General features: G+C 61.7%; 16 protein-coding genes. 9 read left to right on the top strand and 7 right to left on the bottom strand.

The genetic code is table 11. The features are described 5' to 3' along the window. Nucleotides 1-42 precede the first annotated feature (42 nt). Complete coding sequence (locus tag ACK1VC_RS01860) at nucleotides 43-879, bottom strand: DUF6515 family protein (protein ID WP_191087015.1); 837 nt, start codon at nucleotides 877-879, stop codon at nucleotides 43-45. Between the two features lie 395 nt (nucleotides 880-1,274). On the opposite strand from ACK1VC_RS01860, the gene ACK1VC_RS01855 reads away from it, so the two are divergent. Further along, complete coding sequence (locus ACK1VC_RS01855) at nucleotides 1,275-1,751, top strand: Lrp/AsnC family transcriptional regulator (RefSeq protein ID WP_016489331.1); 477 nt, start codon at nucleotides 1,275-1,277, stop codon at nucleotides 1,749-1,751. A 54-nt stretch (nucleotides 1,752-1,805) separates the two neighbouring features. Beyond that, the gene (locus ACK1VC_RS01850) at nucleotides 1,806-2,009 is read left to right on the top strand and encodes a DUF2788 domain-containing protein (protein WP_003249787.1); all 204 of its coding nucleotides are present in this window, start codon (nucleotides 1,806-1,808) and stop codon (nucleotides 2,007-2,009) included. Between the two features lie 120 nt (nucleotides 2,010-2,129). Here ACK1VC_RS01850 and ACK1VC_RS01845 read toward each other — a convergent pair whose 3' ends face one another. From ACK1VC_RS01845 to ACK1VC_RS01835, 3 genes are all read right to left on the bottom strand, one after another. Further along, entirely contained in the window at nucleotides 2,130-2,768 is a 639-nt protein-coding gene (locus ACK1VC_RS01845) for a pseudouridine synthase (RefSeq protein ID WP_224372400.1), read from the bottom strand. Between the two features lie 6 nt (nucleotides 2,769-2,774). Next, nucleotides 2,775-4,238, bottom strand: a complete 1,464-nt coding sequence (gene amn / locus ACK1VC_RS01840; RefSeq protein WP_016489333.1) for an AMP nucleosidase — start codon at nucleotides 4,236-4,238, stop codon at nucleotides 2,775-2,777. 185 nt (nucleotides 4,239-4,423) lie between these two features. Further along, nucleotides 4,424-6,076, bottom strand: coding sequence for an acyl-CoA dehydrogenase family protein (locus ACK1VC_RS01835; RefSeq protein ID WP_145913637.1), 1,653 nt, complete (start codon nucleotides 6,074-6,076; stop codon nucleotides 4,424-4,426). A gap of 273 nt (nucleotides 6,077-6,349) precedes the next feature. Between ACK1VC_RS01835 and ACK1VC_RS01830 the strand changes: the two genes are divergently transcribed. From ACK1VC_RS01830 to ACK1VC_RS01820, 3 genes are all read left to right on the top strand, one after another. Further along, on the top strand, nucleotides 6,350-7,750 hold the full coding sequence (locus tag ACK1VC_RS01830) for a PAAR domain-containing protein (RefSeq protein ID WP_224372590.1): 1,401 nt from the start codon (nucleotides 6,350-6,352) through the stop codon (nucleotides 7,748-7,750). Beyond that, complete coding sequence (locus ACK1VC_RS01825; RefSeq protein WP_145913635.1) at nucleotides 7,743-8,117, top strand: hypothetical protein; 375 nt, start codon at nucleotides 7,743-7,745, stop codon at nucleotides 8,115-8,117. Before ACK1VC_RS01830 ends, ACK1VC_RS01825 begins: the two co-directional genes overlap by 8 nt. A 254-nt stretch (nucleotides 8,118-8,371) precedes the next feature. After that, nucleotides 8,372-8,746 carry a hypothetical protein gene (locus tag ACK1VC_RS01820; protein WP_224372402.1) on the top strand — a complete coding sequence of 125 codons (375 nt, stop codon included), beginning with the start codon at nucleotides 8,372-8,374 and terminating at the stop codon, nucleotides 8,744-8,746. 136 nt (nucleotides 8,747-8,882) lie between these two features. Here the strand turns inward: ACK1VC_RS01820 and ACK1VC_RS01815 are convergent, their stop codons facing one another. Both ACK1VC_RS01815 and ACK1VC_RS01810 read right to left on the bottom strand, forming a co-directional pair. Next, a complete protein-coding gene (locus ACK1VC_RS01815) occupies nucleotides 8,883-9,134 on the bottom strand; it encodes a DUF3077 domain-containing protein (protein WP_191087914.1) in 252 nt (83 codons plus the stop codon). A gap of 109 nt (nucleotides 9,135-9,243) precedes the next feature. Beyond that, on the bottom strand, nucleotides 9,244-11,232 hold the full coding sequence (locus ACK1VC_RS01810; RefSeq protein WP_016489341.1) for a sensor histidine kinase: 1,989 nt from the start codon (nucleotides 11,230-11,232) through the stop codon (nucleotides 9,244-9,246). A gap of 265 nt (nucleotides 11,233-11,497) precedes the next feature. On the opposite strand from ACK1VC_RS01810, the gene ACK1VC_RS01805 reads away from it, so the two are divergent. The 4 genes from ACK1VC_RS01805 (at nucleotide 11,498) to ACK1VC_RS01790 (ending at nucleotide 14,979) form a co-directional block, all read left to right on the top strand. After that, complete coding sequence (locus tag ACK1VC_RS01805) at nucleotides 11,498-12,295, top strand: hydroxymethylpyrimidine/phosphomethylpyrimidine kinase (protein ID WP_016489342.1); 798 nt, start codon at nucleotides 11,498-11,500, stop codon at nucleotides 12,293-12,295. 13 nt (nucleotides 12,296-12,308) lie between these two features. Further along, nucleotides 12,309-12,932 (top strand): thiamine phosphate synthase, encoded by a 624-nt coding sequence (thiE, locus tag ACK1VC_RS01800; RefSeq protein WP_016489343.1) that lies wholly within the window; start codon nucleotides 12,309-12,311, stop codon nucleotides 12,930-12,932. Between the two features lie 17 nt (nucleotides 12,933-12,949). Next, nucleotides 12,950-14,233, top strand: coding sequence for a glutamate-1-semialdehyde 2,1-aminomutase (gene hemL, locus ACK1VC_RS01795; protein WP_016489344.1), 1,284 nt, complete (start codon nucleotides 12,950-12,952; stop codon nucleotides 14,231-14,233). Nucleotides 14,234-14,433: 200 nt separating this feature from the next. After that, the gene (locus ACK1VC_RS01790) at nucleotides 14,434-14,979 is read left to right on the top strand and encodes a tetratricopeptide repeat protein (RefSeq protein WP_016489345.1); all 546 of its coding nucleotides are present in this window, start codon (nucleotides 14,434-14,436) and stop codon (nucleotides 14,977-14,979) included. Between the two features lie 3 nt (nucleotides 14,980-14,982). Here the strand turns inward: ACK1VC_RS01790 and ACK1VC_RS01785 are convergent. Continuing rightward, nucleotides 14,983-15,307 (bottom strand): DUF1820 family protein (locus ACK1VC_RS01785; RefSeq protein WP_449117819.1); only part of this gene is annotated, 325 nt, incomplete at its 5' end.

The following is a 15,307-nucleotide window of genomic DNA, read 5'->3' as shown; positions in this document are numbered from 1 at the left end:
GGGCCCCCCGGCGACAGGGCCGGGACCGACAGCACAACTGGCTTAGTTGATGCTGTAACCCCGGCCACTGAAGCAGGCACCCAGCGCCCGGCGATAGGTGTCGAGCACATTGGCCGCCGGTGCGTAAGTCGCCGTCGCCGGGTCGAATCCCGACTGGCTCACCGCCCAGCGATGGCACTGGTAGCGGTCCTGCTCCTGCTGCTGTTGCCCCTGCCCGTTCATCGGGTAAGCCACCACGTCGTACCCGCCGTTGGCCGGTGACACCGGTACGGGTGCCGGCGCGACGGAGGGCGGGTTGACCACCACATACTCCTGGCTGTCAGCCAGATACTGGTAATAGGTGTCCGCCACCAGGAAGAACAGCGCACCACCCAGCCATACCTCCTGCGCATAGGGCGGCAGGTAATTGATCCGCACGCCGTAAGGCGGCGTCACCACGATGTAACTGCCGCCATGCGGGCGATACCAGTAGCCACCGGAGTAGAAGTAGTCAGCACCACGGTAGGGCACTTTCCAGTAGCGGTCGGGGAAATGATCCACCGTGTGCCCCGGGCGATACTGCGGCCCAGGCCCCCAGCCGTTGCCATGGCCATCCGGGCGCCCCTGCCAATCACCACCCGGGCGTTGCCCAGGGCCGCCGGCTTGCCATTGACGGTTATCGCCATGGCGCCGGGGAATGTCCTGGTAGTAGCCCTGCCTTGGCGGCTGGGTCTGGCGCACTTCGTCGCGTGAGTTCAGCGAGCGGCCGGGCATACCATCTGCTTGCCCTTGCTGGCCTCGTTCGCCATGCCCCTCACCCGGCCCTTCGGCCAAAGCCCCCAGGCTGATGCTCAAACCTAGCAAACCAACACCTGCCAACTGCCAGATGCGCGACTTCATGGTGTTCCTCTCGGTAGAAAATGCTGCAATCACAGCCAGTCTACCGTGACGGCCACCCAGGCCAATTAAATTTCCAGACAGAAAAAAGGGAGGCCGCAGGGCCTCCCTTCTGAAATTGTCGTCCGTGCTCGGCACTTGTGGCGCCGGCTCACCTCACACCGTCTTCTGAAGGGTGTGTAGCCCGGGGGCCTGGCGCATCCTGTTGGATGGCTGGCCGCGACCGCCCGCCTAGAGCGCGTCGCCGTGGACTGATGTCCGGGCAGTGATTCTGTTGATAAAGATACCGGAGAGGTTGCGGCAGAGGATTGCGAAGATTGCTCAGATAAATAGCACTTGCGCAATTTTTCACCCTGGATTGATAATTCGCCGCAATACGTACAGAAAAGGCAAATGCCATGAGCAAACTTGACCGCTACGACCTGAGCATCCTCGCCGAATTGCAGCGCGATGCGCGCATTTCCAACCAGGAACTGGCCGAACGCATCGGCCTGTCGCCGTCGCCATGCTCGCGTCGGGTCAAGCAACTGGAGGACGACGGCTACATCTCGCGCCAGGTGGCCCTGCTCGACCGCAAGAAGCTGGGCCTGAGCCTGACCGCCTACGTGCTGATCGGCATGGACCGCCACACCCCGGAGCGCTTCGAAACCTTCGAGGCGGCCATCCGTGTCCTGCCGCAGGTGCTTGAATGCAGCCTGGTCACCGGGATGGATGCCGACTACCAGCTCAAAGTGGTGGTGCCAGACATGGACCATTACCAAAAACTGCTTCTAGGCAGCCTGACCCGCATCGAGGGCGTCACCAGCGTGCGTTCGAGCTTTGTGCTCAACCAGGTGTTGGCCAGCACCGAGCTGCCATTGACCCACCTGCGTTAAATACCCACGGTAGCCCGCGTATAATCAGCTGCTCAGCCTGCCTGGAGAACACAGATGGATCCCGCCGTATTCGAAGAGTGGATGATGATCATCCTGGTCACCGTATTGATCGGTTTCATGGGCTTCATCGTCTGGGACCTGGCGAAAAAGTCCAAGGCCGGCAAGTTCGGGACGTTGATCCTGTTCTTCGTGCTGGGGCTGGGGGTGCTGGCCTTTATCATCAAGAGCGTGGTGGTGGGGTTTCTCGAAGGGGTGTAAGGCTGCTTTGCGCTCCTTTCGCGACGCGAGACCGCTCCAACAGGGAATACACATGCCGGAGGCTGGCCCTGTACCTGTCGGGGCGGCCTTGTGTCGCGATGGGCCGCAAAGCGGCCCCCATTATCGCTGTAGCTTCGGAACTACTTCGCGCCAGCAACCCTGCTCCAGCCCATCCAGCGCCCAATCCCCGATCCGCACCCGCACCAGGCGCAAGGTCGGTAGCCCAACCGCCGCCGTCATCCGCCGTACCTGCCGGTTACGCCCCTCCCGGATCACCAGTTCCAGCCAGCTGGTCGGCACGCTCTTGCGAAAGCGCACCGGGGGGTTGCGTGGCCACAGTTCGGGTTCTTCCAGGCGCCGTGCCTCGGCCGGCAAGGTCGGCCCATCGTTCAGCTCCACGCCATTACGCAAACGCTGCAACTGCTCGTCGCTCGGTTCCCCCTCCACCTGCACCCAGTAAGTCTTGGCCAGCTTGTGCCTGGGGTCGGCAATACGCGCCTGCAGCCCGCCATCGTTGGTCAGCAACAGCAAGCCTTCACTGTCACGGTCCAGCCGGCCGGCCGGGTACACGCCTGTGATGTCGATGAAGTCCTTGAGGGTCGCGCGCCCTTCGCCGTCGCTGAACTGGGTCAGCACGTCGAACGGTTTGTTGAACAGGATCAGGCGCGGCTCGGCCGGTGGCGCCTTGGGCTGGCGACGCGGGCCGGCGGCAGGCCGCGCCTGGGGACGGCGCGGCTTGTTACGGGGTGGCAGTGACATGGATCCTCAGCGGAACGGCGGCTCATCGAAGCTGCGCAGTTTACGCGAGTGCAGCGAGTTGAGCTCGGTGCGCAACAGGTCGAGGGCCGCAATGCCGATCTTCAGGTGCTGGCTGACCGCTCGGTTGTAGAAGGCGTTGGCCGAACCTGGCAGCTTTATCTCGCTGTGCAGCGGCTTGTCGGAGACACACAGCAAGGTGCCGTACGGCACGCGCAATCGATAACCCTGGGCGGCAATGGTGCCGCTTTCCATGTCCACCGCCACGGCGCGCGACAAGTTGATGAGCGGACGCTCCTGCGCCCAGCGCAGCTCCCAGTTACGGTCGTCGTAAGTCAGCACGGTACCGGTGCGCAGGCGCTTTTTCAGCTGTTCGCCACGCTCACCGGTGACCTGCGCGGCAGCCTCCTGCAAGGCCATCTGCACTTCGGCCAGGGCGGGAATCGGGATGTTCGGCGGCACTACCCGGTCAAGAATGCCGTCACGGCGCATATAGGCGTGGGCCAGCACGTAGTCGCCAATGGTTTGCGACTGCCGCAGGCCGCCGCAGTGGCCGATCATCAGCCAGCAGTGCGGACGCAGCACGGCCAGGTGGTCGGTGATGTTCTTGGCGTTGGATGGGCCGACACCAATGTTGACCAAGGTCACGCCGTCGCCATCGGCGGCGATCAGGTGGTATGCCGGCATCTGGTAGCGGTGCCAGATCACGCTGGCGACCAGGGCCTGGGTTTCACCATGGTCCATGGCTTTTTCGATGATCACGTTGCCCGGCAGCACCATGCGCACGAAGCGCGGGTCGTCGCGAAGTTGCTCAAGACCGTGGCTGATGAACTGGTCGACATAACGGTGGTAGTTGGTCAGCAGGATCCACGGCTGCACATGGCGCCAGTCACTGCCGGTGTAGTGCACCAGGCGGCGCAGCGAAAAGTCGACGCGCGCGGCGTCGAACAGCGCCAGTGGGAAAATTTCGGCACGGTCCCAGTCGTAAAGACCATCGGCGATGTTGTCGGTGGCGGCCGACAGGTCGGTGCTGGGGAATACCCGTGCCAGCTGCGCGGCGGTAATACCGCTGCCGGCCAGTTCGTCACCCTGGTCAACCACATAAGGGTAGGGAATGTTCTGCTCGCTGATGCCCACTTCTACCGTGACGGTGTAGTCGTGCATCAGTGGGCGCAGTTGCTCCAGCAGGTAGCCGCGAAACGCGGCGGGCTGGGTGACGGTGACGCTGTAAGTGCCGGCCACCTGGACCTTGGCATAGGCCCGCGTGGTGGCGGCAACCTCACCGTGGCTGTAGTAGGTCAGGCGCAGTGCCGGGTAACGGAACAGGTCGCGCTCGTCGGCGCCCGGCTCGGTACGGTCCTTCAGGTATCGCTTGAGGGCCTGGCTAAGGGCCCCCGTGGCCTGTTCATGCAGGGCCGCCAGACGGTCGACGGCCTGTTCGGGGGTATCAACGACTACAAAAGCGTGGCTCACACTGTGCTTCCTGTCTGGACATGCATGTGAGCCATCTTGCCTGCGTTTCGTGGCAATTACATCCCCGGCGGTCAGTACCGGCCTCATCGCCGGCAAGCCAGCTGCCACAAGTACTCCACCGGCATCGAACCTTGTGCATGACCTGTGGCAGCTGGCTTGCCGGCGGTGAGCCCTTCAAAGCCAGCTCAACTCGGCCAGGCAGGTGTTGCCCTGCTCACCAGTGCCTGCACATCGGCACCCCGAGGCAGCGCCCCATACACCCGTCCACCACCCGTCAGCCGGCTACCGATGAACGCGTCACTGACCACCGCGTTGCCCGCCTCCAGCAACAGCTTGGCCTGAAGCGCCAGGGCGATATCCTCGGTCAGCTGCCGCGCGCGGTACTGTATGTCGCCGGTGTCGACAAATGCCCCCTTGAGGTTGCCGATATACGCCGCCAGGCGCGGATCCCCATGCCCATCGCCCAATTCGGTGAACAGGGCATCGAGCACGCCCGGCTCTTTGGACAAGGCCCGCAGCACATCCAGGCACTGCACGTTGCCAGAGCCTTCCCAGGTCGAATTGACCGGCGCCTCGCGGTACAGTCGCGGCAGGATGCTGTCTTCGACATAACCCGCACCGCCCAGGCATTCGGCGGCCTCGTTGATCATGGCCGGCGCGCGCTTGCAGATCCAGTACTTGCCCACCGCCGTGACCAACCGGGCGAAATGCGCCTGCTGCGGGTCGTCCAGTTGCTCCAGCGCTTGCCCCATGCGCAGGCTCAGGGCCAGTGCAGCCTCGCTCTCCAGGGCCAGGTCGGCCAACACGTTCTGCATCAGCGGCTGCTCGTTCAACACCCGCCCGCCGACCTTGCGGTACGCACAGTGGTGGGTCGCCTGGGTCAGCGCCTGACGCATCAGGGCGCTGGAGCCCACCATGCAGTCGAAACGGGTCATGGCGACCATCTCGATGATGGTCGGCACACCCCGCCCTTCTTCACCAATCATCCACGCCAGCGCACCACGGAACTCCACTTCGCTGGAGGCGTTGGAGCTGTTGCCCAGCTTGTTCTTCAGGCGCTGGATATAGAACTGGTTGCGATTGTCGTCCGGGCGGTGGCGCGGCAGCAGGAAGCAGCTCAGGCCTTTTTCGGTTTGCGCCAGCGTCAGGAATGCATCACACATCGGCGCCGAGCAGAACCACTTGTGCCCGACCAGCTCGTACGGCTGCCCCGGGCCAGGTGCGCCCACCGGATACGCCCGCGTGGTATTGGCGCGCACATCGGTGCCGCCCTGCTTCTCGGTCATGGCCATGCCCAGGGTGACCCCGGCCTTGTGCCGGTCGCCGACGTTGCGCGGGTCATATTCGCAGGCCAGGATTTTCGGCAGCCAGTACTCGGCCAGTTCGGGCTGAAGGCGTAGCGCCGGCACGGCGGCGAAGGTCATGGTCAGCGGGCAGCCGGTACCAGCTTCGGCCTGGCTGTGCAGGTAGGTCATCGAAGCCCGTGCCACATGGGCGCCAGCGCGGGGTTCGGCCCAAGGCAAGGAAGGCAGGCCGTGCTCGACGGCGGTGCGCATCAGCTGGTGGTAGGCCGGGTGGAACTCGACCAGGTCGATGCGATGGCCGTAGCGGTCGTGGCTGATGAACTCCGGCTTGTGCGCGTTGGCCAGGAAACCTGCCTGCATCAGCGGCCCCCCCGCCAGGGCGCCATAGGCATCGATCCGCGACTCGGCCCAGCCCGCGCCGAAACGCCGTGACCACTCCTGCAATGGCAGGTCGAGGCGGTACAGGTTGGCGCCGTCGAGGGACGGTGGCTGGTTGGTGACTTCGTGGGTTTCAGCGTACTGGTGCAGGTTCATCGGGGGGCTCCTGGATCCGGGTAGGCTTGAGAGACCCAGTGAAGCACTGCTTGCCGGGGAGTCAAAGGGGCATTAATGACTAAACGTGTGGTGGGGGTGGCGCATGCCTTGGGAATGCATCAGGGCTGACAGGCGGTGCCACCCAGCAAGGCTTGTAGTCCAATTCTCTATCCCCTGTAGGACGCTTCCTAAACCCTTTCCAACCCGAAAATACCCCTCTAGAGGCTGCTAGCTTCCTGGCTTTCATCCTCAAAAAAGTGGCAAGCCATGAGCATGCGCATGAACATCTTCGGCCGATACCAGGGCCTTGAGGGCGACCAAACCACCACAGGCGCTGTTTGTATTGCCAGCCGGGCCAGCGGCCGCGTGCATGGCCGCAACTGGCTGCTTCAAGGCGACCCGACCACACCCTGCCCGCTCTGTGGACAAGCGGGCACCATCATCGAGGGCGAATCTCGTTGGCGGCAGGACGACATACCCACTGCTCTGGATGGTGCGCTGGTGCAATGCGGGTGCCCATCGGGCAGCAATCGCCTGGTTGCAAGTGGATATGCACCTGCGCCGCCGCGCAGGGCGCCTGCACCTGAGCCTGTTCATGAGGCACCACCACAGGCCCAAGCGAGTAACCAAGTAAGCAGCAGCTATCAACCTGGGGCACATCAGCCCTCAAAAACAGCGCAGGGCATGGAGCCTGGCTTCTACATCGTTCCGCGCTGCATGACGTATCAGGAAGTCTTGGCAGAACTCGGCGCGCCGCAGGCCAACCTGCCTAGCTCGATTCTGGAACGACTGAACCCGACCTATCAGCGTGGGTTCAAGGCAGGTGAGATCTTTGTCATTGGCGACGGGTTGCAGCGGCCGGTGTGTACGCGTGAAGAACTGACTGCAATGAGTGCGGCGAAACAGGCGCGGGAAGCGTTGGCGAGCCTGACGCCAGAAGAGGCCGAGTTCATGATGCGCCATCAGGCCGAGATTGCCGGGTTGCTCAGCGATGTGAGCCTGGCGATGGGGGTAAGTGAGGCGATGGTTGGCAAGTCGCTGGATGAACTCAGCGACATACTGCGAAAAATTGAAGACCTGCATAAAGATCAATTCATCAAGCATGGGCACCTTAGGCACCCTGAGTTCTTTGCGGAACGTCAAAAACTATTTACGCAATTAAGTAAAAATTTGAACGCAACCGTTCTGAACAAGCGGCTCAATCTCGGAAATTATGAGAGTCTGCGGCGGGACCTGGGAATCTCATCGAAAAGTTTAGTCCATCATTGGAGCAAGGCGGGAGGACCGACACACATCCCTGGCTACGCGACACATTTGGATAAACTGGCCAAGATGACCAAATATTTGAAAACCGGCGGGCGTATAGGGATTACTATTGGTGGAATCGGCTCGGCAATCAAAGTCTCTGAAGTCTGCAAAGAGGGAAACTCCAGAGCCTGCGAAAAAATCAAAGTTACTGAAACAAGTAATTTCTCTGGCGGCTTAGCCGGCGGCTGGGCGGCCGGCAAAGTATCAGCTAGAGTCTCTGCAAAGGTTTGCTGGAGATTTGGACCCGGGACTGTCGCATGTGGAATAGTAATCACTGGCACAGGTACCTTGGCTGGTAGCGTCGGCGGCATGAAATATGGTGAAAAGCTCGGCGAATTAGTCTTTGAGATCTTTGCAGATGATTGAGCATCTTGACTTAAAGCTAAGACTATTGTTGCTAGCAACACCTGTATGCCTAATTTTAATCGGGCTTGCTTCTGATGTTCATATCGCCTGCTCTCGCCAATATAAAGAGATGACCTCGGCACTCCAACGGAGTGCGTGCCTTCCATTTGCGACTGCCATGTGGGGGGAGAAAAAAATTGGCTCCAGGGTGCTAGTCATTTCTGTAATCGCTGGCGCCATCGGATCACCAACTTCAAGCATTCGCAGAGGGCTTATGGATGAGCGAGACTACCGACAATTCCCTAAGAAGCTAAAAAGCAAAATACTTATTTCATCATCACTGAACATCATCGGCATCATCTGGATAGCCGTAAACTTCTTCATCTAATAGCCGACCTGAGAGCCCCCCTTATGACCTCAGACCAGAACCACCGCCCCGAATCGCCAACCACCTCACACCGCCAAAAAACGCAACTCCATGTCACGTCCATTTCAAAACTCATAATTATGGCATCCTTATCAATGGGCCTGTACCTTTATTATTGGTACTATCGACACTGGTTGCTCATTAGAGGTCAGCATGGCCTCAGACTCATCCCGCTGCTTTGTACAATATTCGGCGCCTTGACAATATTCTTCTTGATGAAAAAAATCGTCGCTCGCTGTACTCAAGCGAATCGGTCTATAGAAGGTAGTGCGGTCGGTGTCACTCTGATGATATACGCACCCATCCTACTGATAGCAGGCTGGGAATTTTATATATCCGAAAAAGTACTGAGCAAGCTGCCACTCTCCTTTTTCACCATAATCCCGATTATGCTCACACTCCTCTACACCACCTTTTTCTCGGTAGCAATGGTGCAGATACAACAAGCAATCAATAGTTGCGAGGGTGATGCATGCGGGTTTGAAAACTCAAAAATAACTTGGACAAATGTTCTATGGCTGATTATCTGCTGGCTGCCCATCACCGCTCTTTTTGGCTTTTTGTCGGCTTACGGAGCATTGATGCCTTAACCCGCGCTACCTAGCCTTGCTTGAGGACTCATCGCGGGGCACCGATTCCCACAGTGATAGCGCATCTTTCAATCTATGCACAACTCCTGTGGGAGCGGGTTTACCCGCGAAGGGGCCGGTATAGCCAATACAAAAGTCAGCGCATCAAGCCCAGCTCGGCATCATCCAGCAGCGCCTTGGCCATGGCAGCGAAATAATGCGATGCCCACATCATTTGCTGGTCGCCATCCATCAAACCGGTCAGCGACAAGTCCCGTGCATAGCCCATCAACTCGGAGGCCTGCTCGCGGGCGCTGCGGCAGGGGATGCCTTCGGCTATGCGGAACAGCGGATGGGTTTGGCCTTCCCCTTGGTAGAAATAGGGCATGGGCTGGCAGGGGTTCGCCATGGCAGGTTCAGCGCCTGGGAGATCGAGCGCCGCCCGCGCGGCGCTTGATCTCATAGGCGCTGCACCTGCCACGGCGAGCACCTTTCAGCCTTAACCTAATGCCATGCCTTCAAAGCGAGCGCCGCGTCTGCAGCATGTTAGGGCTCATCTGCACCTGCGAAATCGCCATGTTCAAACTCAACTCAAACCGGCTCCCCAACCCGCGCGTTGACTCATGCGCCAACCGCGCCCCCAGCAACTCCCCCATCTGCCGGCAGATCGACAAACCAATCCCCAAACCGCCATACCGCCGGGTCATCGAACCGTCGACCTGGAAGAACCGCTGATAGAGGGTCGACTGCTCCAGGTCATCGAAGCCGATCCCGCTATCACTGACGGTAAAGGTCAAGGCCAGGTCGCCCGGCCCCAACCGGCGGCCGCGCACCTGGATCATCACCCCGCCCTGATGGGTGAACTTCAAACCGTTGTCCACCAGGCAGCCCAGGCACTGGGCCAGTTTCTGCCCGTCACCCAGCAGCCCGTCCGGCAGGTCGGCCGGTATGTCCAGGCTCAGGTACAAGCCTTTGCGCAGGGCCTGCCCTGCATAACCAGCGCGCAAGCCCTGCAGCAGCGCACGCAGACTGAACGGCGTCGGCTGCGCACGCAGGCGGCCGGCCTGCAGTTCGGACAGGGTGAGAATGGCGTCGACCATGTCCATCATGCCTTGCGCCGACCCCACCGCCGTGCGGTGGTATTGGGCCATTTCGGCGTCCATCGGCAGGGTGTGCATCAGCTCCAGCGAGCCGATCACGCCATTCATCGGGGTGCGCAGCTCATGGGTCACGCTGGCCAGGAACTCGTCTTTCAGGCGGTTGCTCCTGGCCAACTGCAGGTTGAGTTGCTCCAGCGTGCGCCCGGTCTCGCGCAAGGTCTGCGCCTGCTGCTCACGCAGGCTGTTGATGCGGTCCGCCAGCGCCAGCGACAGCAATGCCACCTCCAGCGCTGAACCCAACTGGCTGGCATACATGGTGATGAATACATTTGGCAGATAGCCCAGCACCATCAAGGTGTTGACCAGGCCGCCAAGCAGGAACGCCGTCCAGGCGATGATGAACCAGCGCGCCACGCGCAAGCCCCGCCACCAGGCGTACAAGCCAGCGCTGAAGATGCTGACGGTGAACAGTAATGCCAGCAGCGTGGCCATGCGCAGGGCAATGCCGTAGGGCATGCTCACCGCCAGCACCATGACCAGCGCACCGCCCAGCATCAGTAGCTGCAGCAGCCGGTCGAAGCCACGACTGATGTTGCCCAGTTGCAGGAAATGCCGGGCGAACTGGCAGCCGAACAGGCCTGCTGCACCAATGAACAGCGGCGTCGAGGCGTTCGCCCACCAAGGGCTGTCGGGCCAGAAGTAGGCCACGCCCGCACCGTTCACCGACACCTGGTACAAACCGAACGAGGCAATATAGAGGATGTAGTAGAGGTAGCTGACGTCACGCACGCTGAGGTAGATGAACAGGTTGTACACCAGCATCACCAGCAACACGCCGTAGATCATTCCCAGCACATACAAGCGGGTGGGCTGCTCCTCCATGTAGGCCTCGGGGGACCAAAGCGCCAGCGGCGCCTGCACCGAGCCCTGGCTGTGCAGGCGCAGATAGGCGGTGGTTACCTGCCCAGGCGGCAGCTGCAATTCGAACAGGTAGTTGTTCTGCCGGATCTGGCGGCTGTCGTAGGGCAAGGCATCGCCGGTGCGCTGGGCCAGGTGAAAGCCACCCCTGCCGTCGGACAGGTACAGTTCGAGGTGGTCCAGCGGCGGATAGGCCAGCTCAAGCAGCCATTGCCGTGGGGCAGCGCTGGGCGCGCCAACCGGGCGCAGCTCGACCTTGAGCCAGAACACCGAGGTGGAGTAACCGGCATTCAGCACGTCTTCGTGGTGAGGTTTGAAGTATTTGGCGAACCCGGGGGCACTCACCTGGGCGATGCTGGCACTGCCATCGAGGTCTTCGTAAACCTGCATGGCTTTGCCCAATGGAAGATGCCGGGTAGCGTCGTCGAAATCGACCGCTCCGGCCAGCACGGGCAGCAAGCCCAAAAGCACAATCAGCAAATAGCGCATACAGCCCCAGCATGGCCTGTCCAGTCGCGTCGCGTTAGCCTCCCATCCGTTTGAGACGACGTGATCCGGCAGCACCCGTTTGTCGAGTTATCCGAGCACTCTAGCATAGCTTCGCAACCTGGCAATCGGCCATCTCAAAAACCGAAGAAAAGGCTCTAAATCAATACTTTCAGAAGAACACCAATCAAAAATCTGACCAATCGATCAGTAAAACGCGTTTGTCGGACGATCCGCCCAAACAGGTTTGGTGGTAAGCTCGCCGACCATGAATACCTACAGCTCCCGCCCCGTTGTCCTCTGTCTCTCCGGCCACGACCCTAGTGGCGGCGCCGGCCTGCAGGCAGATATCGAAGCCCTGATCGCGCAAGGCTGTCACGCTGCACCCGCAGTGACCGCCCTGACCGTGCAGGATACCGTCAACGTTTCCGACTTCCGCGTGCTCGACCGCGAGTGGGTACTGGCCCAGGCCAATGCCGTACTGGCCGACTCCACGGTGGCCGCAGTCAAACTGGGCATGCTCGGTTCGATCGAAATGGTCGACACCGTCGCCGAACTGCTGGCCGCCCACCCGCACCTGCCGCTGGTCTGCGACCCGGTGCTGCGTGCCGGCGGCGGTGGCCGCCTGGGCAAGGACGAAGTCGGCTACGCCGTGCGCGAACGCCTGCTGCCGCTGGCGACCATCGCCACGCCGAACCTGCCCGAAGCCCGCATCCTCGCCGAACTGCCTGAAGGCACCGCCGACGAATGTGCCGAAAAGCTGCTGCCGTTCTGTAGACACCTGCTGATTACCGGCGGTCACGGCGACGAAGACGAAATTCACAACCGCCTGTACACCCAGGACGGTCAGCACCACACCTGGACCTGCCAGCGCCTGCCGGGCAGCTACCACGGTTCGGGCTGCACCCTGGCCAGCGCCCTGGCTGGCCGCCTGGCGCTCGGCGAGCAGTTGGAAAGCGCCGTGCGCAGCGCCCTGGACTACACCTGGCGCACCCTGCGTGACGCCGAACAGCTGGGCAGGGGCCAGTTCGTGCCGCGCCGCCTGCCCCTGGACTTCTGCTCCTGATACGAGGCCTTCGATGAAGCTACGCGGTCTGTACGCAATCACCGACAGCCAGCTGCTCGCTGGCCGTTTCCTGTCCCATGTCGAAGCGGCCCTGGAAGGTGGCGTGTGCCTGCTGCAGTACCGCGACAAAAGTGACGACGCGGCGCGCCGCCTGCGTGAAGCCGAAGGGCTGATGAAGCTCTGCGAGCGCTACGGCACCCAGCTGCTCATCAACGATGACGCCGAACTGGCCGCGCGCCTGGGCGTTGGCGTACACCTGGGCCAGACTGACGGCCCGCTGACCCCGGCCCGCGCCCTGCTCGGCCGCCGGGCGATCATCGGCTCCACCTGCCACGCCAGCCTCGAGCTGGCCGCCCAGGCCGCCAGTGAAGGCGCCAGCTACGTCGCCTTTGGCCGCTTCTTCAATTCCGTTACCAAGCCGGGCGCGCCCGCCGCCAACGTTGAACTGCTGGAGCAGGCGCGTGCCCAGGTGAAACTGCCGATTGCCGTGATCGGCGGCATCACCCTCGACAACGCCGCCCCGCTGGTCGCCCACGGTGCCGACCTGCTGGCGGTGATCCATGGCCTGTTCGGTGCCGACAGCGCGCAAGAAGTCACCCGCCGCGCCCGCGCCTTCAACGCCTTGTTCGCATCCTGATTTCGAGAGAACCTTTCATGTCCCGTTCCGAAGACCTGTTCGCCAAAGCCCAGAAGCACATCCCAGGCGGGGTCAACTCGCCGGTCCGCGCCTTCAAGAGCGTTGGCGGCACGCCACTGTTCTTCAAGCATGCCGAAGGCGCCTACGTCGTTGACGAGGACGACAAGCGCTACGTCGACTACGTCGGCTCCTGGGGCCCGATGATCCTTGGCCACGGCCACCCGGACGTGCTGGACTCGGTACGCAAGCAACTGGAACACGGCCTGTCCTATGGCGCACCCACCGCCATGGAAACCGACATGGCCGACCTGGTCTGCTCGCTGGTACCATCCATGGAAATGGTCCGCATGGTGAGCTCGGGCACCGAAGCCACCATGAGCGCCATCCGCCTGGCCCGTGGCTACACCGGCCGTGACGCCATCATCAAGTTCGAAGGCTGCTACCACGGCCATTCCGACAGCCTGCTGGTAAAAGCCGGTTCCGGCCTGCTGACCCAAGGCGTGCCAAGCTCGGCCGGCGTGCCGGCAGACTTTGCAAAGCACACCCTCACCTTGCCGTTCAACGACATTGCCGCGGTCGAAAAAACCCTGGCCGAGGTCGGCCAGACCGTGGCCTGCATCATTGTCGAGCCCGTGGCCGGCAACATGAACTGCGTCCCCCCAGCGCCGGGCTTCCTTGAAGGCCTGCGCGAGCAGTGCGACAAACACGGCGTGGTACTGATCTTCGACGAAGTGATGACAGGCTTCCGCGTCTCCCTGGGCGGCGCCCAAGGCCACTATGGCATCAAGCCGGACCTGTCCACCTTCGGCAAGATCGTCGGTGGCGGCATGCCGGTCGGCTGCTTCGGCGGCAAACGCGAAATCATGGGCTGCATCGCCCCGCTCGGCCCGGTCTACCAGGCCGGCACCCTGTCGGGCAACCCGCTGGCCATGGCCGCCGGCCTGACCACCCTGAAGCTGATCAGCCGCCCGGGCTTCCACGCCGAGCTGACCGACTACACCAGCCGCATGCTTGATGGCCTGCAACAACGTGCCGATGCCGCTGGCGTACCGTTCGTCACCACCCAGGCCGGCGCCATGTTCGGCCTGTACTTCAGCGGCGCCGACGACATCGTCACGTTCGAAGACGTGATGAGCAGCGATGCCGAACGCTTCAAGCGCTTCTTCCACCTGATGCTGGAAGGCGGCGTGTACCTGGCACCGAGCGCGTTCGAGGCGGGCTTCACCTCCATCGCCCACGGCGACAAGGAGCTGCAGATCACCCTGGATGCAGCTGAAAAGGCCTTTGCTGCATTGAAGTAATTGCCAGCCTGCACCGGCCTCTGCGGGAGCGGGCTTGCCCCGCGAAGAGGCCGGTACAGGTAATAATTACGCATGCACAATCAGCTGACTTCCCCAACCAAGCAGAAATTCGAGTAAAACTTTGTAAGGTTGGCGCTGCTTATCCCATAATGTGCCACCAGAGACATTGGCCGCAGCTTTGCAGAGGTAAGTCGATCCCCATGAACCGCACCGGCCGCGCCCTGACCCTGGGCTGCCTGTTGCTTCTTCAGCCCCTGCTGGCCTTGGCGGAGGGCGGTAACTCGTTGCTGATTCCGGCGACGGGCCGCTGCACCTTGAATGTTCAGCCTGAAGACCTGGCAAACGCCCTCAAGGCCTGCGAGCAGACGGCTACCGCGGGGGATGCCCAGGCGCAATTCGAACTGGGCGAGTACTACTACACGCAAACGCCGAAAAACCTCGACAAAGCCCTGGACTGGTTCCAGAAGGCTTCGCTGCAAGGCCAGGCCGACGCCCAGTACCGTCTGGGTGCGATGTTCTTCCATGGCGAAGGGGTCAAGGCCAACAACGTGCAGGCCTACATCCTGCTGAAGATGGCCGCGGTCAACGGTGCCGAAGATGCATTGGACATGGCCGACGAAGTGACCGAGCAAATGCCCCGCGACGAGCTGGAGCATGCCACCCAGGTGCTCGGCCAGATCTTCCGCAAATACCTGCTGGAACTGCAGAACGCCGAAGGGCGCACGCCGTTCTCGCCGCTCCCCTGAAGGTTACTTTTCCGGCATTGGCATCGGGAACGGCATCACATTGCCGCCGCCCTTGGCTTCGCTGATCTTTGCCGTGCCCAGGCGCTCGACTTCGTCGATTCGCACGATCGAGTGCATCGGCACGAAACTGCGGATCACCCCCTCGAACTGGCTCTTGAGCTTCTCCTCGCTCGGGTCTACCACCAGCTGCGAGCGCTCGCCGAACACGAACTCCTCGATTTCCAGGAAGCCCCACAGGTCGCTCTGGTAGATCTGCTTGGCATACATCTCGAAGACCTGCCCCTGGTTGAGGAAGATCACTTTATAGATGGCAGGTTCGCGTTTGCTC

The organism is Pseudomonas sp. XP2, assembly GCF_053557975.1.
This window is presented reverse-complemented; position numbering and strand designations above follow the sequence as displayed.